The following is a 24,137-nucleotide window of genomic DNA, read 5'->3' on the forward strand; positions in this document are numbered from 1 at the left end:
CAATGGTTGCTCGAGTATTTGTTCAAGGAAATAGCAACCCATTTATTATAAGCACCATTTACGGCTACTTCAACGCATCCATAATCTTTTGAGCAAATCCTCTCTTCTGATCATCATCGAAACCAGCAAAATAGTTATGGGTCATTCGTATAGTCTGATGGCCGAGACTATCTTGGGCTACCTCCATGGATCCACCAAGGCGAACTAGATTAGTTGCGAATGAATGTCTGGCCCAATTGAAACTTAAGGCGTCTGTTATACCGCAGTCTTGCGCTAGCACTTTAATATGCTGATTGACAAATCTCGTAAGATTCTTAACCTTTCGGCTTATTTGAGCCTCGTCATCACTAGTACTAATAAAGTTGAATAAGTAAATGGACGTTTCTCCTTGTCCATACTTCTCAATAAAATATTTCGAGAAATCAGTAAGGTAAACAGTAATGGGTCTTAGGTTTCCTTTTGAGGTATTTTTTGTTTTTCCTCTGTAGAAGACAATGGTTCCATTAATAGAGTCTAAATCTGTTTTTTGTAATCTAACAAGATCATTCATGTTAATTCCATTGCATACATAGGAGAAAAACCACAGGTCTTTTGCTTTTTGTTGCTGATCCGTTTTTGGTCTAGATCCAAAAAGTATATTTAATTCGGAGTTGTTCAGTGCTTTTTTCTTGCCACTTTGATAAGGGATTTGGTATTTATATCTACCAAATGGGAAAATCTCTGAATTAATATCCTTGCTGTGTATTGCGTGATTGAATGCAGTTCTTAAGTCCCTCAAATAAACACCAACCGTATTTTTCTTAAGGCCTCTTTCATTTATCATAAATGATTCATAGCGATTTAAAAAAGCAACTGTAATTTCTTGAAATAAGAATGTATGAAAAGGTCTTCTTAATTTTTTAGTGGTAAAATCATTTAAGCTTTTGATAGATGACTTATATCCCTGAATTGTTCTATGACTACTGCCTCTTTCAAGTTTTTCACTGATCATATTTTCAAAATGATAAACTACGTTAGTACCTTGGTCTCTTTTCCGAAAAAGCCTCTTTTCAAACTCATCAAATGTGAAGGGGTCAATGCTATTAGCGACTTCTATAGCTCTCGTTTCTATGTACGTTAGCTTATATCTTAATTCCTTGTATTCTGACCTGGTCTTTTTAGATTGATAAGACTGAAAGTACTCGTTCTCATCCAGATCCAGATTAGTGCCAATTTGCTTTTGCCTACCCGAAAATGAATCATATACCGTAAGCTTTAAAGGATACTTACCGCTTTTCTTCCGTCTTCGTTTATCAAGGTATAAAGAGATACTGATCTGTGACATAAAATTATTTGCATACAATTTGCATAAATTGGTTGTTATTACCTAACAACAGTTGATAATAAACATTAAATTAATCCTTGTTTTTAGCCTTTAATGGGCTTTTTTGTTATTACTTACAAATGCTTATTAGTGAAATATTCTGACTGTTAATCAGAGGGTCCTTGGTTCGAGCCCAAGAGGAGGAGCAACTTATAATGACAAAACCGTTATACTATTATAGTGTAACGGTTTTTTGTTTACGTCGATTGAACTAAGGAATTATACATTTAATTGTTTTCCTTTAATTCATCCTATATATCATGGGAGTCATAAATAATATTTAATTTTGCAACATAACGAAAGAGTTTAATTACAAAATTACTTTTACGCTATTAGAAATACCTTTGAACAATTTCTTCTATGTTATTGAAGGTTATTTTAAAAGATATCTATCAGAATTATCTATGAAATTAAGATCAAACTGCCCTTTAAATATTTTTTTAGATCTCGTTGGAGATAAATGGTCTTTATTGATTATCCGAGACATTTTTATGGGAGCAAATACCTATTCTCAGTTTCTGAAATCTCCCGAGAAAATAGCATCAAATTTACTTGTTGATCGACTTAAAAAGCTTCAATCATACGGTATTCTGAATGTTATTGCAGACAAACAAGATTCCAAAATAAAACACTACTATCTTACTGAGAAGGGCATTGACCTGTACCCTATTTTGGCTGAAATGATGAATTGGACCCAAAAGCATATAAAGGTTGACTTTCATTCTTTATCTGAGGAAATGCTAAGTGAGATAAAGCAATTGGAAGCCCCCAAACATTCCGAAAATTATAGAAAAAAATATCGGGTTAAATTGGAAAAATTACTGACCGAAAATCAATAAATAAGCTATCCTAATCCTGCGCAGATTCAATTTGACTTTCTAATTTCCACTACTTATTAAAAGGAATTTTAATAAATCAATTATGGTAAGAAGGAATGTCTAAGAATATAATGTTGCATATTTAAATAATAAATGTTAATCTTACATACAACTTCTAACCATCACTTTCTCATGAACAATTTACCCTTTTCAAGTATTGGACCCTACTCCGATTCGTTTACCTCTACTACCGTATTATCTCGAATGATTGAAGGCATAGGTTTTAGATTTTATTGGGCAACCGAAGGCCTTCGACAAATTGATTTGGATTATAAGCCTTGTGAAGATGGGAGGTCCAGCTATGAAAACATTGAACATATATCCATGTTAACCGATGCTATCTCAGATGCATTCGAAGGAAGAATTTATGATTTCTCAAACCAGAAATCTGGATTTGAAGATTATCGCAAAAATACTTTAAACAATTTGGATGCAATTTTTAAGGCCCTTAAGGAAAACTCTGATCTCTCAAAAGTGAGTGTGCGATTAAATATGAATGGTGAGGAAGTTGTCACCCCCTTTTGGAATCTTATCAATGGACCATTCTCGGATATAATTTATCACACAGGACAGGTAGTTGCCTTTCGTAGAATTAGTGGTAATCCTATAAATCCAGGTGTAAATGTCTTTGTAGGACAAGTTATGTTGTAAGCTGTCTTATTGATATTTAAATAATTACTAACTAAAAAATTAAAACTATGAGTATTAAAAGAGGAAACATTGGTTTTCATGTATCATTTGTAGTGCCAAACGATGCTACAGAAAGAATGGATCAGTTTATAGCAACACATGAACAGTTTATGCGGGAGACTCATCACCTGTCTGGTGATCAAGAACCCGTTATTTTATCTTATTCTGTATTTAAATCCCCAGAATTCAACAATCCTTTCGATCCCTATAGTGGTGAAACAGGAAACACTCTTTATGGTTTAACTGAAATATACAGTGGGCCCGAAGGTGTACAAGCACATATGACTTTAGGTCAGCAACGCGAAGCAATGTTTGCCGAGCTAGTGGATTTAACAAACACTTACTGTGTTGCCGGTCTTTTAGGGGCACCAGTTATTGCGGCAATGGAATAATTATATAGCAATGAACTTAGTAATAAAAGGAAAATGTACATCAAGTTATGCTGCTGTGCATAAAGACTTTATCAAACTCTCAGAAACAAGAACTCAATGTTGTGACGAATCGAAAACTACAATCAGTAAAATAGATGAAAATAATTTCATTGTTCTCATGTTTGATGTGGACATGAGTAAGTTGAAAGAATTATTATCTACTCCTGAAAGAGATGAAGTAATAAAACTTAATGGAATCTCAAATGAGATGTTTCAATTTTCACCTTTAAGTTAGCCTCTAAATAATTCATATCAAACCTTATAAAACCATATAATTATGAAAGTAACTGTACTTTATCCTCAGCCGCTTAATCAAGAAAAATTTGAATCAGATTATAATGCTCATCTGAAATTTCTCCATGAAAAAACAGGGATACCAACTGATGTAAAGCCGTACAGCGTTACTAGATTTTTATCTGGTCCTGAAGGCAAAGCACCGTTCCATCTAATGTTCATCATGCCATTTGAATCGCAAGAACAACTTGAAAAAACAATGTCTTCCACTGGTATGCAGGAAGTAGCCGCAGATGCAACTAGAATTTCAACCGGAGGTGCACCCACAATTTTGATAGGAGAAAGTATTTAAATCACTGCAGGTTAGGTTTAATGTTATACTCTTCAATGGTAGTAAATTTTAGTATTTCTCATTAGGAAAAACCAACTTCAATTAGCCAAAAGAATAAATAAATATGGAAAAAAATGTTACTAAAGTAAGAGCACATGATGCTATTGTGGGAATCTTGTATTTAATCAGTGCTGGCTTAACCCTATACACTTCTAACTTGAACTTTGTGTGGATCGCGGTAGCAGTTGGTGGACTTCAACTTATCAGTCCAATAACAAAATTCTGCCCAGTGTATTTCATCCTTAATAAACTAATGCCAAATACTGAACCTATTCAGAATGGTAAGTAAAACTTAAGTCACAAATAGAAGAAGTTGTGCTGCAACTTTGAATAATAGGGGGAGCAACTTATAATGACAAAACCGTTATACTGTTATAGTGTAGCGGTTTTTTTATTGATTTAGCCCCAATGTTTCTTGGATTAGGCTTCGATAATTATCCTGAATACCGGCGGTTAAAGCTGACTTGTCACCAATGTCACCGAGTTGAGATATCGAAGGCATTTCAGGGTTTTGGCCTCTTAAGTTCTTATCGCTCCAAATAATCAACTCCATAATGATAGGTGCTAATTCAATTCCTTTCTCAGTGAGTAAATAGATGTTCTCCTTTTGATTTTGAGGTAATTTCTGCTTTGTCATCAACCTATTTTCCTCCAACCACTTCAATCGAGAGGATAGAATGCCCGGAGCTATTCCCTCTTTAGATTCAGAAAATTCCTTAAAGGTCTTCTTACCTCTTGTTAGCATATCCCTCATAATTAACAAAGACCATTTATCTCCTATAATATCCAACGCAGATGCAATCGGACATGTTGATCGAAATTCACTTCTCATAATATTACTACTATTTTGGTAGTTAAATTAAGATTGCCTATATTTACTACTTAATTAATAGTAAAAATAAGAACTTTAAATGAAACTATCCAAACAGAGGGTACTTATAACGGGTGGTAGTTCAGGAATTGGACTGGCACTGGCAAAAAAGTTTTTGGAAAACGACAATACTGTAATTGTTACAGGGAGGGACGCGACCAAACTTGAGAATATAAAATCGTCTCATCCACAAATACATACTTTCCAAAGCGATGTTACCGATGACGCAGATGTTAGATTACTTACAGATGACATTCAAGAAAAATTTGGAGGTATTGATATCCTTATCAACAATGCGGGAATAATGAACTTGGTAGATACCGGGAATGAACTCAACGATCTTAGCAAACAAATGCAAGAAATTGAAATCAATTACAATTCACCTATTAGAGTCTTACACTACTTCCTTCCACAACTTAAAAAAAGTAAAAATGCTGTATTGGTGAATGTTTCTTCGGGTTTGGCGTACGTTCCCTTTGCACAAGCTCCTGTCTATTCTGGCACCAAATCGGCTTTGCACTTTTGGACTTTAGGCATTAGACCGCAGCTCAGACAGCATAATATCAAGGTAGTTGAGTTATTACCCCCTGTTGTAGATACTCCTTTAGCTCATGGGGCAGACATAGCAGATGACGATAACTTAAAACCAATGCCTCCCAAAAAATTAGCTGATATTTTTTGGAGAGACTTTGTAAACGGTAAGGAAGAAATTACCCCGGGTATTTCCAAACAGCTCAAATTAATGAGTAGACTCGGCCCCAAGTTCATATTTAACCAATTAAATAAAATTCCAATACCAAGAAAGAAGTAAAATCAATTATAAAAATTACAGAATGGACAATTTCACAATCATTAACCTTCAAGCATTAGTCGGCACAATCGCCATTATATTAGGATTTAGATATTGGATACACCCACGTATCACGAAGCTGCCCATCAATCAAGCGCTCCTTCCATTAGTTTTTCTCAATACATTCAGATACCTCGGTCTCTCCTTTATGGTCAAAGAGCAGTTCTACGATGGTTTTCCTCAGGATTTTCTAACAACTGTAGGGCTACTTGATTTTACAACGGCTATTCTGGCGATTATCTCATTAGTTGCATTGAAGAATAAATGGCGTTTTGCCATTTTGTTGGTGTGGATCTTTAATGTCGTTGGTTTTGGTGATTTGATTACCGCTTTCCCACAATTTTTCGGATTAAAGCTTTACGATCAAGACTTGGGCTTCATATGGCTGATGTTTATTACCTATGGCTTAGCCGCATTCTTGAGTCACATTTATATTTTTATCAGACTTTTCAAAAACCTTAAAACGAAATGATTCTTTAACCTAATTCACTAAAAGATATAGTTGTGCTGCAACTTCTATCAACAGGAGGAGCAACAGAAAAGCCCAGCACTAAGTGTCGGGCTTTTTGTTTTTCTTAGCCCATACACCGATAAATAGTGCGGGTTATATGATAATGTTGCTGGTAGACGTTTTAATAACTTAGGTACCCAAACCCTTAGTTAAGATGATTTCTGATTTTAAACTGATTACTCTATCCTCAATAATACTATTAACGGCGTTCTCTTGTCAAAAAACGAATGATTATAGAACCGCTCTTGATCATGCCTATGCTTGTCAAGATGTCTTAGGCCCTCTGCCCAATTTCAGTTGTGCTGATGCTATTATAGTACCGACCACCAAAAACGGAACCCCTGTAACCTTTGGGCCAGCTGGAGACGAAGGAGCCGGTAGTGCCAACCCGAACGATTGCGACTGTCCTTGGGCATTCGGTTTGGCTTGTCAAACAGGCAATAAAGTGGGTCGTTATTCCGGGCTCAATGCAAATGGATCAGAAAACAGCGATGTAGTTTTTATCACCTTTTGTAGGGATGGAGGATTGGGTGTAATTGGGCACAAATATTCCACCGGCGAAACCTGCTTCTTCTCCATACTTGATGGGCAAGACAACAACAACCCTCCTGGCGTTAATGACGCCAATTATAATGATGGGTGGATGTCTCCCTCCATAGTAGCGCAGGACAATTGTCAGAACTGTCATATGGCGAGTCCATTTTTGCATACTCCTGCAGTTGATCAACTAAGAAATCCAAACGACACCTCCGAACTGTTGGTTCCAATGACCGGTAACGGTCCCTACTCTATAATAGGCCAAGAGTTTTCACAACCACACGCTACATCTATACAAAACTCGTGCACATCGTGCCATCGGCCTCAGTGTACGCAACACTTCGAAAACTACCCTCTTGATGAATTAGTAATGCCCCCTCCGTTTGAAAACGCTACTGACTTTGACCATAGCTCAATTTCTAAGGCAGATCGTCAAGCACTCAGAGATTGGTGTCAAACCTTGAACTTATAATCGTGCTCCAACTGTAAACAATAGAGAGAGCAGGTAGAACAAAGCAATTAACAGAACCTAAGTCTTATTCCCTACTTAAAAAGCTTGTTTTAAAGGGTTCTTAAACCCACTCTTTAGTCTCAGTTTAGGAAGGCGTTATATTCGATTATTTAGTACGCTTTATCTCCTTTCTAAAGTAAGCGTATAATTCCCTGAAATTCCAGCCCTTACTCCACCGTCTGTGTAGGTAAAGGTAAATACCAAGCGACTAGATGATTGTGATTGAATGTTCAGTGTTTTTCCTTCGGATAAGACCAGGCTATTCTTACTTTCGGAGCCCCAGCCCCAAGTACCACTGGCACTAAATAAGTCCCCCGCATTACTCGTGCGGTATATTTTGTCCTGACCATTGGTATCACTGTCAAGGCTAATCTTAAAACCAACAAAGTTCAAAGAACGGTCTACCCCGTCAACTATAATCCCTCCTCCTGCAGCTGGCAAGTACCAATCGCCATTCAAAGCCAAAGCTTCTTCGTCTACAGGAATAGGATCAGAGCCTCCACATGCTGATAGCATGACTAGTCCTATCAATACTATAATAGAATGCTTCATCATTGACTTCATTATTTATTGATTATAATTTTCTTGATTTGCCTACCCTTGGAGCTGTCTATGAGTAACAAATAAATACCCGTTTTATAGTTACTTACATTGACGGACAACTGTTTTTCTTTAACCTCTTTGCGCTGCCAGAACAGGCTCCCTCCCATATCTACCAAGCGCAGCTTCGCTACTGCTGCAGGTGAATTAGAAAGATCAATGTTGAGCACATCACTAGCTGGGTTAGGATAAACCTTCACCTCTTCAGCATCTAGATAAGCATCGTCTATGCTTGTGACCAATAGTCCTGCACCTGTTAGGTTGATCTCTTCCACTCCGTTATTTGAAGTGATTGTCATTACCCCTTCATAGCTCTTAGCCTCAACAGGGGTAAAAGTAATTGCTAGTGATTCTGACGATCCGGCCGCTACACTTATGGCGCTCTGGTCGATGCTGTATCCTTCAGGCATGGTGATTCCCTCAATATTCAAGGTACCACTTCCAGTGTTTTCCAATAATAAACTCTTCACCTGTTCATCTCCCAAAATAAGTTCATCGAAGTTTATAGTTTCAGGTAGTGTGTAAACAGGGCCTATCACGGTAATAGTTCTAGATACTTCAACTGCAGCATTGCCACTAGCATCACTCACGTTGTAAGTAACAGTATACGTACCTATAGTTGAAGTATCGACATTATTAACAGTTACAATATCATCTGTAATATCACCATCATAGTTATCAGATGCAGTTGCCCCAGCATCATTGTAAGTTGTTCCTACTTCAATATCAACGGTAGCACTTCCAGTTAAGGTAATCACAGGAACCGTGGTGTCTACTACATTGACAGTTCTTGTAATCTCAACAGCATCATTTCCTGATGAGTCTCTGACATCATAGGTGATAGTGTAGGTTCCTACAGTTGAAGTATCAACATTATTAACTGTTACGATCTCATCTGTAATATCCCCATCATAATTATCAGATGCAGTAGCCCCCGCATCATTGTAAGTTGTTCCTACTTCAATATCAACGGTTGCATCTCCTAATAGTGAAATAACTGGTAGTGCAGTATCAACTACTTGAACGGTTAGTATAGACGAAATTTCCGTTCCGGAGTTATCGATAGCAATATAAGTAATGGCGTACTCACCAAGCCTACTCGAATCAACAGTTCCCAAATATGATACATCTAGATCGGTGTAAGCATCAGATGCTGTCGCGCTCGGGTAATTAAACTCATCACCTACTTCAATTTGAACTGTATTTCCACCAGAGATTTTTATCGTAGCATAACACTCTTTAGAATCGCCAGATATATTCCAACCTAAATTACTTATGATGAAGCCTCTTTCTGACGTGGCTATACAATACTTTAAACCAGACACAGCAAAAGATTGATTCTTAGGTAGAGCTTCGCCGTTATTGATTTTTTTAGAGAAACCAATTAAAAAATTATCATAGTTAATAAGAGACATTCCCGAAGAAGTTAGAAAACCACTCATATCTGTTGCGCTTGAGAAATCCCAATTACTTATATCTTGATCGAATACGTCTGCGCCAGAAAATGATTGATTAAAATTTGAGACATTTGCTACATCCCAAGAGGAGATATCAGAATTAAATAAATCTGCATTGTCAAACATTCTGTACATGTCTGTATTACTAGATACATCCCATGATGAAAGGTCTTGATCAAAAACGCGTGCCTGCAAAAACATTTCTCTCATATTTCTTACATTGGAAACACGCCATGCTGATATGTCTTGGTTAAAGTTCCAGTTTGTATGAAACATAAAAGACATATCCTCAACATTAGATGTGTTCCAAGTTGAAATATCTCCGTCAAAATTATTGGCTTCTCTAAACATGCTACCCATGCTTGTGACATTAGATGTATTCCAACTATTTAAATCTTGGTTAAAACTTAAAGCATGAAAAAACATACCAGCCATGTTCGTGACATTTGATACATCCCAACTATTTAAAGGTTGATTAAAGGATTCGGCACTCCTAAATGCACTGCTCATGTTAGAAACATTTGAAACATTCCAAGAGGAAATATCTTGATTAAAGGATTTGGCCAAATAAAACATTTCTCTCATTGACGTAACTTTTGAAACATCCCATGAACTAATATCCCCATTGAAATTTTTAGCTCCAGAAAAAACGAATTCCATATTGGTAATATTAGAAGTATTCCAATTATCTAAATCTTGATTGAAGGAATCTGCACCAACAAACACATTCTTTAGACTAATTACCTTAGAAATATCCCAATCATTTAATGGCTGATTAAATGAATCTGCATTGTAAAAAATCTCTTCAATATCTGTAACATTCGAAATATCCCAATCACCAATCGGTTGATTAAAAATATCTGTTCCCGAAACAAAACCCTTTAGAGATGTAACATTTGAAACATCCCACTTTGAAATATCAGAATTAAATGAATTCGCATTAGTAAACATAGAGTTCATTGTGGTAACAGATGATACGTCCCAATTACTAACATCTCCACTAAAGGCTTCAGCTGAGGCAAAAGTGTAAGACATGTCACTAACACTAGAAACATCCCATTTACTAATGTCTTGATCAAATTCAAGCGCAATCATAAAAAGTCTAGACATATCAGTCACATTAGAAGTGTTCCAATTATCCAATGGCTGATTGAATACTTTTGCCTCGTAAAACATGTGCGTCAGAGAAGTGGCTCTAGATATATCCCAATTATTTAATGGCTGATTAAATGAAATTGCCGTTGCAAACAATAGATTAAAATATTTGATGTTACTTACATCCCAATCTTTTAAAGGTTGATTAAATGCAATTGCGTTATTAAAAAAACCACCAATTCCAGGTGCAAAATTTAAACTGCCATATCCTCTTTGCTTATAAACTGCATCATTATCAACCCTTGATATATCCCATGAATTTACCTTTTGATTAAAATATCTTTGGTTACTAAACATTCCAGTAAAGTCTTTTACATTAGAGACATCCCAAGAGGAAACATCCTGATTAAAATTCCCACCGCAACCATTACATAAAGGGTCAATCAAAGATGTTGAGATTCCGGGAGTGTATTCAGCTGAAGCACTAAACATATATCTCATATTAGTGACATTGGAAACATCCCAGTTAGAAACATTACCATTAAATGCATCTGCATCTCGAAACATATAAAACATATCGGTTACCTTAGACACATCCCAGGCGGTGTAGGTTACCCCATCTGAATTTGTCACTTGCTGTGTATTAATATCTTGATTAAAAACAGAAGCTCTAGCAAACATTTCTTGCATGGATATAACATTTGAGGTATTCCATTTGTCTAGTGGCTGATTAAAACTCGTCGCAAAATTAAATAGACGATACATATCAGTAACATTTGAAACATCCCAGTCATTTATGTCATCATTAAATGTGGATTTTTTATAAAATAATTCTGACATATCAGTAACCTGTGAAACATCCCAGTCTGAAATATGCCCATAATAAGGGTTATTATCGGCGTCAGTAAATTGAGCTTGGTTAGGATTTGCTATCCACTGATCAACAGCTTCATAAATACTATTATTGGTTAATGCATCCTGAGAATACATTACGTAGGGGATCAAAATAAATAGAACCAGCAGATTTTTCATGAAAACAGTGTTTGATCAAAAGTATTAAAGTTGAGGTCTTTTGAGTTATGTAGTTGAGCCAATAATAATTGCTAATGATACAACAATTTCGATGTAGTTAAGCACTCTCCAATGAATAGACTCAATACACCAACATATAATTTTAATTATTGATTTTGATTTGTGCTGCCTTTTTTCAAAAATATATTCATCGAGTTATTCGTTTTTGGTGTGATGTGCTTTTTAATTATTATTCACTATATGTGCTTTAATCCTCTGCAAATGCTCCGATTCGTTAATTGAAGAAGACAGCTGGGGGGTAAGTAGTATTTTATTTACTTCCATCCTGAAGCTATTCATTTCTAACTTCACTTGAGATTCTGCCAAATACGTAGCTATTGATTTCTTTGAATAGAACCTACCGCTTAAAAATGACCCATCAAACCTTAGAATAGTGCTGCAGTTTCTTTCAAAACGGGAGTAAGTAAAATGATAAAAATGTTCTGCTATTATAGAGTAGCCTATTTTTTGAAATATTTCTATCAACCTAATACTATCAATACAGTGCATACTCGCTTTCCCCTCAAAATCCAGTTTCAATTGTGTTGATAATCAATTAATTGTAAGGACCTAAAACAATTTATTGTACCTTGATAGAAACAACTTAATTCAATTATACAATGAAACATTTCTTAATTATCATCACTTTAGTTTGGTCAAACCTTTCCATCGGGCAGGTTGCAACCTTAATGTACGTGGAGGTTTCAAACGACAACCAATCACGATTTGAAAGACTTGAAAAAGATTATTGGTCACAGATCGCTAAAAAAGGAATCGAAGAAGGAAAAATGATTGCATGGGGCATGCTCAAAGAAGTTTCTGTGCCGGGAGTTCACAGATATGTATTTGTGAATCTTTACAAGGATCTTAATCAATTAACAAATGGATCTTCAATTTGGAACCCTGAGGTTATTGGCATGAATTTCGAAGACATTGATACCAACGCGATTAAGACGATTCTTAAGGTTGACTATCATCAATTAGAAGGGGAAATTGTTGGAGATATGAAATACGTTATACACAACCATGCATCACCAAATGATCTTGAAGGTTTCGTGACAGAAAACCTTGAATTGTGGAAGCCTTGGTTTGAGGATAACATGAAGAAAAATAGAACGACACAAAAAAACTGGGGCATTGCAACAAAGATTTATCCCAGTGGAGATCAAGCAGGAAGTACCGCGATGACCCGAGATGGATTTGAAAATCTTGCTGATGCAATGAATGCTCTTCGTTATCAACCCGAAAATAACAGTACGTACGCTGCCATATTGGCTAAATCAAAGATGAGCGATTATCTACCCAATGGGTTTGACAAGAGAGTTATTTACGAATCGTTAATGTGGGTAAATTAAAGCATCACTTAATTCATTAATGGATTTACTTGTGTTGTACAACCTGACAGATTTGGGGAGCCATTGTAAAAAAGAGGTCAAAAATGACTTCTTTTTTATTTTGCCCCCTCTTTAAAATACATGAATTGCCTTCATGATAGATTTAATCCTTCGATTGAAAATATGTTTGCAACTCTCAAAATCGAATTTCATGAAGATGTAATCGGAATTTTTTTTATTTTGGGACAAATCCAATATTTATGAATCGATTGCCTCTTTTCTTGTTTTTAATACTCTTTTCTTGTGCTAAAGAGGAACCTGATGTCACACCTAGTGAAACTATTAAATATACCGTTTCTATAACAGCAAGTGAGGGTGGGACCGTAAATACAAACGGAGGTGAATATGAAAAAGGAACTTCTTTAACCATTAGTGCAACAGCCAATACAGGTTACGAATTTCAAATGTGGTCCGATGACAATTCTGATAATCCACGAGATCTCTTGATTAACTCCGATGTTGATTTAACTGCAAACTTTACTCCTGATGCTCCTCCTGAGTTTTACACTTCGTTTACCACGGAGCTTGATTTCGACTTAGGGGATCTGTCTACTGAAGATAAAGTGACAGGTTTGAATGGAGCACTCAACGGCACAATATCTGTGGTAAAGGGAGACTATCAACATTTACTTGTTGGAGGAACACTCTTTTTTCGCTACCCTAATGTCCCCTATGCACATTTTAGAAAAAAACGCAATGCATCAGAATGGGAATTTGTTGGCAGTCACGATATTGGATCAGGCGCACCAAGGTCAGTTGAAATTCTTAACTCAAACAAAGACCTAATTATCTCAGACTTTGGCCAAGAGCTTTCGAATGAACCATGGCCGGGCAACTATGTTTGGAAAGCAGAACTATCTGAGGAAAATGTGGTATTCAGTAAAGTCTCTGAAGACAAAGCTAAGTATCATTCTCTAAGCGTAGGTGATATTAATGGAGATGGTTTAAATGATTTAGCTGCCGCCTCTTGGGACGTTGAGCTAGCGGATTATGATTTCACTTACAGTGCTTGGTTAAATGAGACGAATAGCTTTCAAAGAATTTCAAACTTTATTGAGCCAAGCACAGGCCAATTACAAGCAGGAACTGCTGAGATTGGAGATTTTGACAATGATGGAGAAAATGAAGTTTTGGTGGCTCGATATGGTGGCAACGACCAAAATGGGGTCACGAACTTTAGTGTGGCAGCATATGAGCTTAACGAATCTTCAAACAACTATGAAATAGTTTACCTTGAAGGACCAGTAAATGGATTTTCAGATAATGACATGGGTTGCCCAGAAATGAAAATTGCAGATATAAATAACGATGGGATCAACGATTTCATTTTTTTTCTAGAAACAGCCACATCGGGAGCTATTGAAATATGGAAGGGCACTGGGAACAACAAATTTGATTTTCACAAGCACTTTGATTTAGCTGGTAAAATTACAACTTCGGGCTTTATATTAGAAGATCTAGACTATGATGGGGACTTAGATTTATTATATAATTATCACAGTTTTTACTCAGGAGAATCTGATGTCTTTACTGAGGTTGTCAATAATGGGGGGCACGGTAGAGTAAATTTAGATAAGTTAATGTGGTTCAATGATGGGAATGGAAATTTTGAGCCAAAAGATTTAGGGATAAATTTCTATGAGGAAGATGTTATGGGTTATGGATTTTGTCGACCTTTTATTCATGAGGACAAAATACATTTTATATTTCTTAAAGGCGGAGGAGGCCCAAACAATAACACCTACATTAAGGAGATAATTATTGATAGAAATCAATTGTAAATTAAAAATCTCGAAACCACCCAGAGAGGTTATGCATTTTGCAGTGAACAATTGAAAAGCGACTCATAAGCGATAACAAAAAGTGAGACGAAAAGCAAAACCCCAAGAAGACCCTTAAGATTTATATTGTGTGAAAACTACTTAGTGGAATCAGATGCCCGTAGAAGGGAAAAGTATTTTAAAATAACTGCGGGAAAGAAGGCACTCAAACTCATGTTAAGAGACACCCAGGAGATAATTGGATATAAAACAAAAAACTAATAATCAGATTATAAATCAGAGGTCAGCAGAAATGCTGACCTTTTTTCGTTTAAATTGATTCAAAATTAAATCTCATGAGAAAACTAGCACTTGCGATATTTATCATCCTACCTATCTACACCTTTGCTCAATCATCGAGCTATGAAGTCAAATCATATCTGGAAGAAGGAAATAAAGCACCAAACACGCATTACATCGGAGAAGCTTCGCTAAATAGTTTACTCAGAGCTGAGGGTGATCTTAATTATAATATCACCAAAGCTACGTTTAAAGCAAACTCAACGCTCGACTGGCATAAACATACTTCTCCCCAAGTACTGATCGTTGTCGATGGACTCGGCTATTATCAGGAAAGAGGAAAGGCGCCTTTAAAGATGAAAGTTGGAGATATAATCAAGTGCCAACCGGACACAGAACACTGGCATGCCTCGTCAAAAGAAAGCGATGTAACCTACCTGGCCATCTACAGCGGTGAAACGGTTTGGACAGAAGTGCTTTCTCAAAAAAATTATGATGCCGTAGCCAAAGAACTTAAGGGTAATTAACAAAATGGCTAGCAGAATTACGTGCACTTAAAGAAAAGGCCCATCTTCTGATGAGCCTTTTTTAAAGCTATTAAATTCCGCATCTATTCTCATTTTCCATTTGCAGCCTGTTTCGTTTTACTCGAAAGACTTTTAAAAAGAACAACTACTAGAAATAACCATGGGCTACCATGCAACAATACATCAAAGTAATCCATGGCTTCCATACCGACTCCACCACCAGCTAACCACTTGATCTTACCCCAAATGTGGGGCTCGGGGAAAAATGGGGCTAAACCCAGTGTAAGACACAGCAAAATGGCAAATCGCAATTGTGATTTCATAAATTCAATTTAAGCGTTTTTCAACTGGGCCTGATATTGGTTCCAGCCAAAAATACCACCTTTTAGGTTGTACAGCTTTTCAAAACCTTTCTTTGCCATAAGCGAACAAGCCGATTTACTTCTGTTACCACTTCTGCAAAAAACGATATACGTTTTATCTCTATCTAAGGCGTCTATATTTTGGGCGAAGGATGGATCGAACAGATTGATCAATTGACTCCCAGGGATGTCACCATCGGCCTTTTCTTCTGGCGATCGAATATCTAACAACACTGGCGATTCATTCTCCATCATTGTTGCGCAATGTACTGCATCGATATTATCGTATTCCTTTGAATTTGTAAATATTCCAAACATAATTTCTTCTTTATGAAAAAGAGAAGACCAAGGACCTTCTCTCTTCCTATACTCTAATTGTCTATTCTATAACTCTTTTTTGGCCAGATAAAAATCAACTCTTTCAATCGAATCATCGGCTAACCTTTCTTCCATTTCTTCCAAAGTCTTTGGCGGAGGAACAATAACCTTATCTCCTTTCTTCCAATCCAACGGCAGAGCCACTTTGAATTTATCTGATGTCTGAAGCGCTTCCAAAGCCCTCAAGATCTCATCCATATTTCGACCTACATTCAATGGGTAGTACATGACTAACCTTACTTTTTTCGCAGGATCAATAAAGAATACTGCACGAACGGCTGCAGTTTCGCTTTCATTAGGTTGAAGCATACCGTATAGCTTGGATACTTTCATATCGAGGTCTGCAATAATCGGAAAGTCAAAATACACACCAGTATTCTTCCTGACATTATCTACCCAACCTAAATGCGCATGAATGCTGTCGATACTTAAACCGACCAGTTCGGTGTTCAATGCATCGAACTCAGCTTTTCTGGTCGCAAAACCACTCATCTCTGTTGTACATACTGGTGTAAAATCAGCTGGATGCGAGAACATTACGACCCACTTGTCTTTGGCATAATCAGAAAATTTGATCATCCCTTTTGTGGTCATTGCCTCAAAGTCAGGCGCCATATCACCAATTCTTGGCATTTGTGTTGCGTTGTTTTCTATATTTGATTCCATTTGTTGTTGTTTTTTTGATACAAAATAAATGATCACTGTCCTTGCATGAGGTAACATTTGTTACGGAAGAAATCCTACAAAGAACATACTTCAGTCATTTATAAATCGTTGATGAGCATATGAAGCGCGTCGCTTTTTTCATTCTGATCTTTCTTTCTGCCGCATGCGCCAGTGTGCCAGACTTTATGGGACTGAATCAACCCGAGGTAGATAAATATGCTCCAGACATTTCATATGAAGAAGAGGTAACAGATACGCTTGCTGATGTTGACTTGAAGCAAAAAAAGAATGTCTATTACGGAGAACGGACAAGAAAAGCCTTTACCTCGCCCAACCCGAGCACCTACGAACTTTTCAACACCCTGAGAGAGCCCGTACAAGTAGATAATTATGTACAGGAGATCTTTTATCACGACCGTCAAGGCGACCGCATCGTATCGGTTGTAGGAAAGGGCCAAGTCTTGGAGAATGTACTTCATGGTCCTTATACCAAAGAGGTAAATGAGACTGTGGTGGAAAAAGGAATGTTCTACAAAGGCATGAAACATGAGATCTGGCTCATCCAAAACCGGGACTCCACTTTAGCCGATAAAGTACATTATCATATGGGCTGGTACCGTGACGCTGAACTCAGCTATTACGACGAGGCCAGCAAGAAAAAGCTGAAAGAGGTCGTTCCTATCCGCTATGGTAAAAAAGAAGGCACCTATTATTGCTTTTTTGAAAATGGAAAGATCGCAGTGAGGGGAAATTACTACTTCGATCAGAAGGTTGGCGTTTGGGAAGAGTTTTACAACATGGCCGTAACTGCCGTCAAACGAGAGATCCAATTCAAGCCTCAATTCTACATGGAGGATTTCTCACCCTACATTCGACGAGAATGGTCAAGAGCAGCACGCATGACCTATGAATCACCGAAAATCGGTCAATAAAAAGCATCCTTGAAATGGCTGATCTCCAGTCGGCCTTTTTGCTCCAAAATGGCGATCACATCAAATCGGATGTCACCAGTCCAATTTATTTCCTCTATGTATTGTTCGGCACCACGAATGATGGATTGTTGTTGGCCTTCAGAGACGAAGGATTCGGGTTGACCATAGGCAGCAGAAGTTCTGGTCTTTACTTCAACAAAAATAAGCAGATCTTGCTGTTGACAGATCAAATCGATCTCCGCCCTCTTGTATCGGTAGTTTCGATTCAACACATGATAGCCCTGTTCTTTCAGGAACGCCGCAGCATGGTTTTCCCCTTTTTTTCCAATCGATTGCATATGATGTGTGCCTTGAACACCTAATTTAGGGAATTAAATCTGCTAAATTCGACAGCTCATAACGAACCAACCATGCTAAACTCGATCAACCCCACTCAAACTAATGAGTGGAAAGAACTAAGCGCTCACTTCGAGCAAATGAAGAGTGTCCACATGAAATCACTCTTTCAGACTGACCCTACTAGATTTCAACAATTCTCTCAGTCCTTCAACGACCTCTTCGTTGATTACTCTAAAAACATCATCACCCAAGAAACAATGACACTTCTCTTAGACCTGGCCAAGGCCTGTAAGGTGCCTGAGAGTATTGACTTGATGTTTACTGGCAATGCCATCAATGAAACGGAAAAGAGAGCCGTTTTGCATACGGCCTTACGCAATAGGTCTGACCGACCTGTAATGGTGGATGGCCAAAATGTGATGCCCGATGTGCAAGAGGCCCTTTCCAAAATGAAAAAATTTGCAGACAAGGTCACAAGCGGTCAATGGACAGGCCATACCGGCAAGCCGATCAAAAACATCGTCAACATTGGGATCGGTGGTTCTGACCTTGGGCCTGTTATGGTGACAGAAGCACTTAAACCCTATGCAACACATGGCATCACTCCTTATTTTGTATCGAATGTAGACGGTACACACCTGGCCGAAACCTTGAAGCAAGTTGATGCAGAGGAAACTCTTTTCATGATCGCTTCAAAAACGTTCACTACACAAGAAACCATGACCAATGCAGAATCTGCAAAGGAATGGTTCTTAGCCTCAGGAGCTCAAGAAAAGGATGTGGCCTTGCACTTTGTGGCCCTATCCACCAATGCCAGCGCTGTTGCCGCATTCGGTATTGACACACAAAACATGTTCGAGTTATGGGATTGGGTTGGAGGACGATACAGCTTGTGGTCGTCGATTGGTCTAAGCATTGCCTGCACTATTGGCTACGACAACTTCGAAGAACTTCTCACCGGAGCTTTCGAGATGGACGAACACTTCCGAACAGCAGCGCTCGAAAAGAACATTCCAGTGATCTTAGCACTGCTTGGACTCTGGTATGGCAATTTCTTTGGTAGTGAATCAGAAGCTATCCTTCCCTATGACCAATACATGCATCGCTTTGCAGCCTATTTTCAACAAGGAAACATGGAAAGCAATGGGAAATACGTTGACCGATCAGGGGAAAAAGTAACCTACCAGACAGGACCTATTGTCTGGGGTGAACCGGGAACCAATGGACAGCATGCTTTTTATCAACTCATCCATCAAGGCACCAAATTGATCCCTTGTGATTTTATTGCGCCAGCCAAGAGCCACAATCCTTTAGGCGACCATCACCAGAAATTACTGTCCAATTTTTTCGCTCAGACAGAGGCCCTGATGAATGGGAAAACGAAAGAAGAAGTCTTGGCAGAGTTGAAGACCTCCGACTTACCTCCTGAAGAGATCCAAGCCCTGGCACCCTTCAAAGTCTTCGAGGGCAACCGGCCAACCAACAGCATCTTATTCAAACAGCTTACCCCAAGAGTTCTTGGCAGCTTGATCGCGATGTACGAACATAAGATCTTCGTCCAAGGTGTGATTTGGAATATTTATTCTTTTGATCAATGGGGCGTGGAGCTAGGCAAAGTGTTGGCAAAAAAGATCTTGCCTGAACTTACAGATGAGTCGGAAGTTCGTTCACACGACGCTTCGACCAACGGATTGATCAACATGTACAAAAAAATGAGAGCATAATGTCAGCGCAACTTTATCCATTAACATTCGACACCATCTACAAAGAAAAGATCTGGGGAGGTCAAAAAATAAAGACTGTTCTTGGCAAGGACTTTTCCCCTTTGAAAAATTGTGGAGAAACATGGGAGATCTCAGGCGTTCCCGGCAACCTCAGCAAAGTAGCAGAAGGCCCATTAAAAGGGCAAACCCTGCCTGAATTGATCGATCAATTCAAAGGGCAGTTGGTGGGCGAAAAGGTTTACGAGCAATACGGGAATGAATTTCCATTGCTGGTCAAGTTCATCGATGCTGCACAAGACCTTTCCATTCAGGTGCATCCTGACGATAAATTGGCTAAAGAAAGACACAACTCACTTGGTAAATCAGAAATGTGGTATGTTTTTCAAGCAGACGAGGAGGCCAAGCTCATCTCAGGTTTTAACAAGAACACCTCCAAAGAGGAATACCTGGCGTACTTGAATTCCGGTCGGTTGACCGAGCTTTTAAACGAAGAGGAAGTCGAAGCCGGTGATTGTTTCTACCTCCCGGCAGGCCGCGTCCATACCATTGGAGCAGGTCTTTTACTAGCAGAAATTCAACAATCGTCAGACGTCACCTACCGCATTTACGATTTTGACCGCACAGATGACCAGGGCAACAAACGAGAATTGCACACCGAAGAAGCGCTTGATGCCCTGGATTACAAACATCATTCGCAGTATAAAACAAGCTACGATCACAGCTTGAATGAAGCGGTACCATTAGTGAAATCACAGTACTTTCAAACCAATTTACTGGAATATACTACTGGCATTATCCGAGAACACTACCGCAAGGACTCCTTCGTGATCTATACCTGCTTTGAAGGAGAGGCAGAGATCCAAGCAATGGGGCAAACGACAAAAATACGAATGGGAAATGCAGTTTTAATACCACGAATTGCAGCAGATATTCATATTCGGACAAATTCTGGCTTTAAAATGTTGGAAACCTTTATGGCTTAATCTACTTTTAGTGCATGGCTGGAAAGAAGAATATGAAGAACTTCGAGGCCACGTTCTTAAATATGAAAGACGATAGCGTGGTCAAGAAGGAGTTTCTAGCACGAAATCATACTTCGGCCCTCCGAAAAGCGAACCGACAGATCACGAAATACGTTCGTGTGTTGAATGTTGAGCAAGTTGGAGATGGTCTGAAGGAAGCCTAATTTTGCGTGTGTTTAGGCGATGAGTGTTAGTGTATGAATTTTCATAGAAATAAGTCAGTTCAGGTAATTCATCTTGGCGAAGATGATTATCAGCGTGTGTGGGATTATCAAGAAGAGCTATTCAAAAAAACGGTAGATCGCAAGATCGCGAACCGTAAAATCGAAGACCCTCAAGGTCATTCTGTTACCGAGAACTACTTACTATTCTGTGAACATCCCCATGTCTATACCTTGGGGAAAAGTGGTGCGTTAGAAAACCTGCTCCTCGACGAGCAAGGTCTCAAAGCGCATGCCGCACAATTTTATAAGATCAATCGAGGCGGTGATATCACTTATCATGGCCCTGGTCAACTTGTGGCCTATCCGATCCTGGATCTAGAAAATTTCTTTACCGATATCCACCTCTATTTGCGCAACTTAGAAGAAGCTGTCATTCTCACTTTAGCGGATTACGGGCTCTCAGCTGGGCGTATTCCCGGACTGACCGGTGTATGGATCGATTTCGAAGAAGGCGCTGACAACCCGAGAAAGATCTGTGCCATGGGCGTTAAAAGCAGCCGCTGGGTCACCATGCATGGCTTAGCCTTAAATGTCAATACAGACCTCAGCTATTTTGGACACATCGTACCTTGTGGCATCGACGACAAAGCAGTGACTTCACTGCACAAAGAACTAGGAGAAAATGTCGCAATGTCTGAAGTTCAAGCTAAATTGACTCAGCATATCGCAGAGGTTTTCGATATGGACATCCACTATGAAGTCGAATAGATCCTTCATTATTCTTATCCCCCTTTTTCTTTTCCTGCTTTGGTATGGATTTAGTCCAACTCATTCTGATCCTGCGGTTTCTTTTCCATTGCACGAGAAGCATCACGGCATCTGTTGGGTAGCAGGCAGAGAAATGGTGACCGTCGAGGAATTACAAAAAGCAGCAGACCTCGGTGTCAATTGGATCTCACAAACGCCATTTGGATGGCAGCGCGGGCACGACAACCCCAGCATTGGCAATCAGATCGGCAGTACACAGGGCTGGTGGGGTGAACGAGACGAAGGCTTACGTGCTACCACTCAAATGGCCAAACAATTGGGCATTAAAACCATTTTGAAACCCCATATCTGGCTGAGAGACCAAGCTGGCAAATGGCGAGGGGAAATCGAAATGAAAACTGAGGAGGATTGGCTAGAATGGTTTGCCAACTACGAAACGTTTATCCTCCATTATGCCCAATTGGCAGAAGAAGAAAATATTGAGATGCTCTGCATCGGTACCGAATTGCACCGCACTTGTGTGGAAAGAGAAATGGACTGGCGTCAGCTCATTGCAAAGATCAGAGCCGTTTATTCAGGACAATTGACCTATGCTGCCAACTTTGCCGACGAATACGAAGAAGTCGCTTTCTGGGATGAATTGGACATGATCGGTATCCAAGGCTATTTCCCTGTAAGCACCAAGGAAAACCCTTCTGTTGAAGAAGTCAAAAATGGCTGGGAACAACATATCGCTCAGCTCGAAGCCTTCTCAAACCGATACCAAAAACCCATTCTCTTCACCGAGATCGGATACAAAAGCACGAAAGATTCGGGCATTGAACCTTGGCAGTGGCCTCAGCGGCTACCTTACGAAGAAAGAGAAGCCTTGCAGAGTGAAGAAACCCAAGCTAACCTTTACGAAGGCATGTTTGCCAGTTTGTACAACAAAGACTTTATCGCCGGTTTTCACCTTTGGAAATGGTTTCCGTATTATGAAGAGCGCATACAACGCTTCCGAGAAAGGTATCCAGAGCAGCAATACGTGGATATCGATTTTACCCCACAAGGAAAACAAGCAGAAGCTGTCATCTCAAAGTGGTATACTGCCGATCAATAAATTAAATTTGTGACATGAAGAAGGACATCGATATGCCCAAAGTGGCTGGCGTAAAGATCTGTATTGCCAAAAGCCATAATGACAAAGGCGAAAGCGATTGGGGCGTTTTCCTGATCAATAACAACCTCATCGCATTGGAGAACGTCATGATCGTCTCAAAAGGCTACGAGTCGAAAGAGGCCGATGCTCGTCAAACCTCGACCCTCCGTCATATGATCGAGAAGATAGAAGGCCAATCCATAGCCAAGGTAGAGTCCATCACACCGGAAGTGTTTGCATTCTTCAATGAGTTTTGGGTGAGTTATTATATACTCAATGAGCTCTTTGATAAAAAATTCATGATCACTCCTTTCAATGAATTTGAGCTCGAAGAGATTCCTGAACTTGAGCTAAATGGGCGACTAGCCAAATAACTCAATATTCCTTATCTTGAGGCATGCACACAAAACACCTCGAAAAACTACTGTTTCTCGACATCGAAACCGTAGCTGAACATGCGTCCTTTGCAGATCTCTCAGAACGCAAGCAACAATTATGGACCAAGAAGGCCTCCTTTTTAAAAGACAATGAAGGCCAAAGCCCTGAAGCTCTCTACAATCGGGCAGGGATCTATGCCGAATTCGGAAAGATCGTCTGCATTGCCGTTGGCTATTTTCATATCCAGGAAGCACGACTCGAGCTACGCGTTAAAGCCATTGCCAATGAAGACGAAAACGCCTTATTGACTGAATTCACGGCATTGATTGAGCAGCACTTCAACTCAACTGAAACTATTCTATGTGCCCATAACGGCAAAGAGTTTGACTTCCCCTACATTGCCAGGCGCTTGCTGGTAAATCAACTTCCGTTGCCTATCCCATTTCAACTCTCTGGAAAAAAGCCTTGGGAGGTGAAGCATCAAGACACCATGGAACTTTGGAAATTCGGGGATTATAAAAACTTCACTTCGTTAGACCTTTTAGCTGAGCTTTTTGATGTCAAGAGCAGTAAATCGGACATCGACGGTAGTATGGTCAACCAGGTTTTTTATCAAGAAGGGGACTTGGACCGCATCGCAACCTATTGCCAACGAGATGTGGCGGTACTCGCTCAGGTGTACCTGAAACTCACGCAAACCCCATTAACGGAGTCCTTGACAATTGAGCTCTTGTAAATAATGGCTTACTGCCCCTGTTCTTGTCTCTTTTCTTCCTAATTTTAACCATATCCAAT

28 protein-coding genes are annotated in these 24,137 nt (G+C 39.0%); 20 read left to right on the top strand and 8 right to left on the bottom strand.

What is annotated here, in order from left to right:
* Nucleotides 1–64: 64 nt before the first annotated feature.
* Entirely contained in the window at nucleotides 65–1,324 is a 1,260-nt protein-coding gene (locus AC2D6U_RS09240; protein ID WP_484720691.1) for a tyrosine-type recombinase/integrase, read from the bottom strand.
* Between the two features lie 443 nt (nucleotides 1,325–1,767).
* Here AC2D6U_RS09240 and AC2D6U_RS09245 point away from each other — a divergent pair, with 443 nt between their 5' ends.
* The 6 genes from AC2D6U_RS09245 to AC2D6U_RS09270 all read left to right on the top strand — a co-directional run bounded on the left by AC2D6U_RS09245 (nucleotide 1,768) and on the right by AC2D6U_RS09270 (nucleotide 4,276).
* On the top strand, nucleotides 1,768–2,202 hold the full coding sequence (locus AC2D6U_RS09245) for a winged helix-turn-helix transcriptional regulator (protein WP_484720692.1): 435 nt from the start codon (nucleotides 1,768–1,770) through the stop codon (nucleotides 2,200–2,202).
* 171 nt (nucleotides 2,203–2,373) lie between these two features.
* Nucleotides 2,374–2,892, top strand: a complete 519-nt coding sequence (locus AC2D6U_RS09250; RefSeq protein WP_484720693.1) for a hypothetical protein — start codon at nucleotides 2,374–2,376, stop codon at nucleotides 2,890–2,892.
* Between the two features lie 47 nt (nucleotides 2,893–2,939).
* Nucleotides 2,940–3,323, top strand: a complete 384-nt coding sequence (locus AC2D6U_RS09255; RefSeq protein ID WP_484720694.1) for a hypothetical protein — start codon at nucleotides 2,940–2,942, stop codon at nucleotides 3,321–3,323.
* Between the two features lie 10 nt (nucleotides 3,324–3,333).
* Complete coding sequence (locus AC2D6U_RS09260; RefSeq protein WP_484720695.1) at nucleotides 3,334–3,597, top strand: hypothetical protein; 264 nt, start codon at nucleotides 3,334–3,336, stop codon at nucleotides 3,595–3,597.
* A 42-nt stretch (nucleotides 3,598–3,639) separates the two neighbouring features.
* Entirely contained in the window at nucleotides 3,640–3,948 is a 309-nt protein-coding gene (locus tag AC2D6U_RS09265; RefSeq protein ID WP_484720696.1) for an EthD family reductase, read from the top strand.
* Nucleotides 3,949–4,051: 103 nt separating this feature from the next.
* Nucleotides 4,052–4,276: a YgaP family membrane protein gene (locus tag AC2D6U_RS09270; protein ID WP_484720697.1), complete on the top strand. Its 225-nt coding sequence runs from the start codon at nucleotides 4,052–4,054 to the stop codon at nucleotides 4,274–4,276.
* 102 nt (nucleotides 4,277–4,378) lie between these two features.
* Here the strand turns inward: AC2D6U_RS09270 and AC2D6U_RS09275 are convergent, their stop codons facing one another.
* The gene (locus AC2D6U_RS09275; protein ID WP_484720698.1) at nucleotides 4,379–4,819 is read right to left on the bottom strand and encodes a winged helix-turn-helix transcriptional regulator; all 441 of its coding nucleotides are present in this window, start codon (nucleotides 4,817–4,819) and stop codon (nucleotides 4,379–4,381) included.
* Between the two features lie 79 nt (nucleotides 4,820–4,898).
* Between AC2D6U_RS09275 and AC2D6U_RS09280 the strand changes: the two genes are divergently transcribed.
* The 3 genes from AC2D6U_RS09280 (at nucleotide 4,899) to AC2D6U_RS09290 (ending at nucleotide 7,228) form a co-directional block, all read left to right on the top strand.
* Entirely contained in the window at nucleotides 4,899–5,669 is a 771-nt protein-coding gene (locus AC2D6U_RS09280) for an SDR family oxidoreductase (RefSeq protein ID WP_484720699.1), read from the top strand.
* Between the two features lie 22 nt (nucleotides 5,670–5,691).
* Nucleotides 5,692–6,180, top strand: coding sequence for a hypothetical protein (locus AC2D6U_RS09285; RefSeq protein WP_484720700.1), 489 nt, complete (start codon nucleotides 5,692–5,694; stop codon nucleotides 6,178–6,180).
* Nucleotides 6,181–6,373: 193 nt separating this feature from the next.
* Complete coding sequence (locus AC2D6U_RS09290) at nucleotides 6,374–7,228, top strand: hypothetical protein (RefSeq protein WP_484720701.1); 855 nt, start codon at nucleotides 6,374–6,376, stop codon at nucleotides 7,226–7,228.
* 159 nt (nucleotides 7,229–7,387) lie between these two features.
* Here the strand turns inward: AC2D6U_RS09290 and AC2D6U_RS09295 are convergent, their stop codons facing one another.
* Nucleotides 7,388–7,783 (bottom strand): hypothetical protein, encoded by a 396-nt coding sequence (locus AC2D6U_RS09295; protein ID WP_484720702.1) that lies wholly within the window; start codon nucleotides 7,781–7,783, stop codon nucleotides 7,388–7,390.
* A gap of 47 nt (nucleotides 7,784–7,830) precedes the next feature.
* On the bottom strand, nucleotides 7,831–11,451 hold the full coding sequence (locus AC2D6U_RS09300) for a BspA family leucine-rich repeat surface protein (protein ID WP_484720703.1): 3,621 nt from the start codon (nucleotides 11,449–11,451) through the stop codon (nucleotides 7,831–7,833).
* Between the two features lie 659 nt (nucleotides 11,452–12,110).
* On the opposite strand from AC2D6U_RS09300, the gene AC2D6U_RS09305 reads away from it, so the two are divergent.
* The 3 genes from AC2D6U_RS09305 to AC2D6U_RS09315 all read left to right on the top strand — a co-directional run bounded on the left by AC2D6U_RS09305 (nucleotide 12,111) and on the right by AC2D6U_RS09315 (nucleotide 15,471).
* The gene (locus tag AC2D6U_RS09305; protein ID WP_484720704.1) at nucleotides 12,111–12,845 is read left to right on the top strand and encodes a hypothetical protein; all 735 of its coding nucleotides are present in this window, start codon (nucleotides 12,111–12,113) and stop codon (nucleotides 12,843–12,845) included.
* A 239-nt stretch (nucleotides 12,846–13,084) separates the two neighbouring features.
* On the top strand, nucleotides 13,085–14,665 hold the full coding sequence (locus AC2D6U_RS09310; RefSeq protein WP_484720705.1) for an InlB B-repeat-containing protein: 1,581 nt from the start codon (nucleotides 13,085–13,087) through the stop codon (nucleotides 14,663–14,665).
* Nucleotides 14,666–15,000: 335 nt separating this feature from the next.
* The gene (locus AC2D6U_RS09315) at nucleotides 15,001–15,471 is read left to right on the top strand and encodes a cupin domain-containing protein (protein WP_484720706.1); all 471 of its coding nucleotides are present in this window, start codon (nucleotides 15,001–15,003) and stop codon (nucleotides 15,469–15,471) included.
* Between the two features lie 89 nt (nucleotides 15,472–15,560).
* On the opposite strand, the gene AC2D6U_RS09320 is transcribed toward AC2D6U_RS09315, so the two are convergent.
* From AC2D6U_RS09320 to AC2D6U_RS09330, 3 genes are all read right to left on the bottom strand, one after another.
* The gene (locus tag AC2D6U_RS09320; RefSeq protein ID WP_484720707.1) at nucleotides 15,561–15,794 is read right to left on the bottom strand and encodes a hypothetical protein; all 234 of its coding nucleotides are present in this window, start codon (nucleotides 15,792–15,794) and stop codon (nucleotides 15,561–15,563) included.
* A gap of 9 nt (nucleotides 15,795–15,803) precedes the next feature.
* Complete coding sequence (locus AC2D6U_RS09325) at nucleotides 15,804–16,151, bottom strand: rhodanese-like domain-containing protein (RefSeq protein ID WP_484720708.1); 348 nt, start codon at nucleotides 16,149–16,151, stop codon at nucleotides 15,804–15,806.
* A gap of 66 nt (nucleotides 16,152–16,217) precedes the next feature.
* On the bottom strand, nucleotides 16,218–16,877 hold the full coding sequence (locus AC2D6U_RS09330) for a peroxiredoxin (protein ID WP_484720709.1): 660 nt from the start codon (nucleotides 16,875–16,877) through the stop codon (nucleotides 16,218–16,220).
* 119 nt (nucleotides 16,878–16,996) lie between these two features.
* On the opposite strand from AC2D6U_RS09330, the gene AC2D6U_RS09335 reads away from it, so the two are divergent.
* Nucleotides 16,997–17,809 (top strand): toxin-antitoxin system YwqK family antitoxin, encoded by an 813-nt coding sequence (locus AC2D6U_RS09335; protein WP_484720710.1) that lies wholly within the window; start codon nucleotides 16,997–16,999, stop codon nucleotides 17,807–17,809.
* Here the strand turns inward: AC2D6U_RS09335 and AC2D6U_RS09340 are convergent.
* Complete coding sequence (locus AC2D6U_RS09340; protein ID WP_484720711.1) at nucleotides 17,803–18,147, bottom strand: YraN family protein; 345 nt, start codon at nucleotides 18,145–18,147, stop codon at nucleotides 17,803–17,805. The two genes, AC2D6U_RS09335 and AC2D6U_RS09340, sit on opposite strands and share 7 nt — an antisense overlap.
* A gap of 72 nt (nucleotides 18,148–18,219) precedes the next feature.
* On the opposite strand from AC2D6U_RS09340, the gene pgi reads away from it, so the two are divergent.
* From pgi to AC2D6U_RS09375, 7 genes are read left to right on the top strand one after another with little or no spacing between them, the layout of a single operon-like run.
* Nucleotides 18,220–19,872, top strand: coding sequence for a glucose-6-phosphate isomerase (gene pgi, locus AC2D6U_RS09345; protein ID WP_484720712.1), 1,653 nt, complete (start codon nucleotides 18,220–18,222; stop codon nucleotides 19,870–19,872).
* Nucleotides 19,872–20,855: a type I phosphomannose isomerase catalytic subunit gene (locus AC2D6U_RS09350; protein WP_484720713.1), complete on the top strand. Its 984-nt coding sequence runs from the start codon at nucleotides 19,872–19,874 to the stop codon at nucleotides 20,853–20,855. Before pgi ends, AC2D6U_RS09350 begins: the two co-directional genes overlap by 1 nt.
* Nucleotides 20,856–20,869: 14 nt before the next feature.
* Nucleotides 20,870–21,058: a hypothetical protein gene (locus AC2D6U_RS09355; RefSeq protein WP_484720714.1), complete on the top strand. Its 189-nt coding sequence runs from the start codon at nucleotides 20,870–20,872 to the stop codon at nucleotides 21,056–21,058.
* A gap of 33 nt (nucleotides 21,059–21,091) precedes the next feature.
* Nucleotides 21,092–21,826, top strand: a complete 735-nt coding sequence (gene lipB, locus AC2D6U_RS09360) for a lipoyl(octanoyl) transferase LipB (RefSeq protein ID WP_484720715.1) — start codon at nucleotides 21,092–21,094, stop codon at nucleotides 21,824–21,826.
* Complete coding sequence (locus tag AC2D6U_RS09365) at nucleotides 21,813–22,925, top strand: glycoside hydrolase family 113 (RefSeq protein WP_484720716.1); 1,113 nt, start codon at nucleotides 21,813–21,815, stop codon at nucleotides 22,923–22,925. Before lipB ends, AC2D6U_RS09365 begins: the two co-directional genes overlap by 14 nt.
* Before the next feature lie 14 nt (nucleotides 22,926–22,939).
* Nucleotides 22,940–23,338 carry a hypothetical protein gene (locus tag AC2D6U_RS09370; RefSeq protein WP_484720717.1) on the top strand — a complete coding sequence of 133 codons (399 nt, stop codon included), beginning with the start codon at nucleotides 22,940–22,942 and terminating at the stop codon, nucleotides 23,336–23,338.
* Between the two features lie 23 nt (nucleotides 23,339–23,361).
* Nucleotides 23,362–24,078, top strand: coding sequence for a 3'-5' exonuclease (locus AC2D6U_RS09375; protein WP_484720718.1), 717 nt, complete (start codon nucleotides 23,362–23,364; stop codon nucleotides 24,076–24,078).
* Nucleotides 24,079–24,137 lie beyond the last annotated feature (59 nt).

This window comes from Roseivirga sp. YIW32, assembly GCF_057219245.1.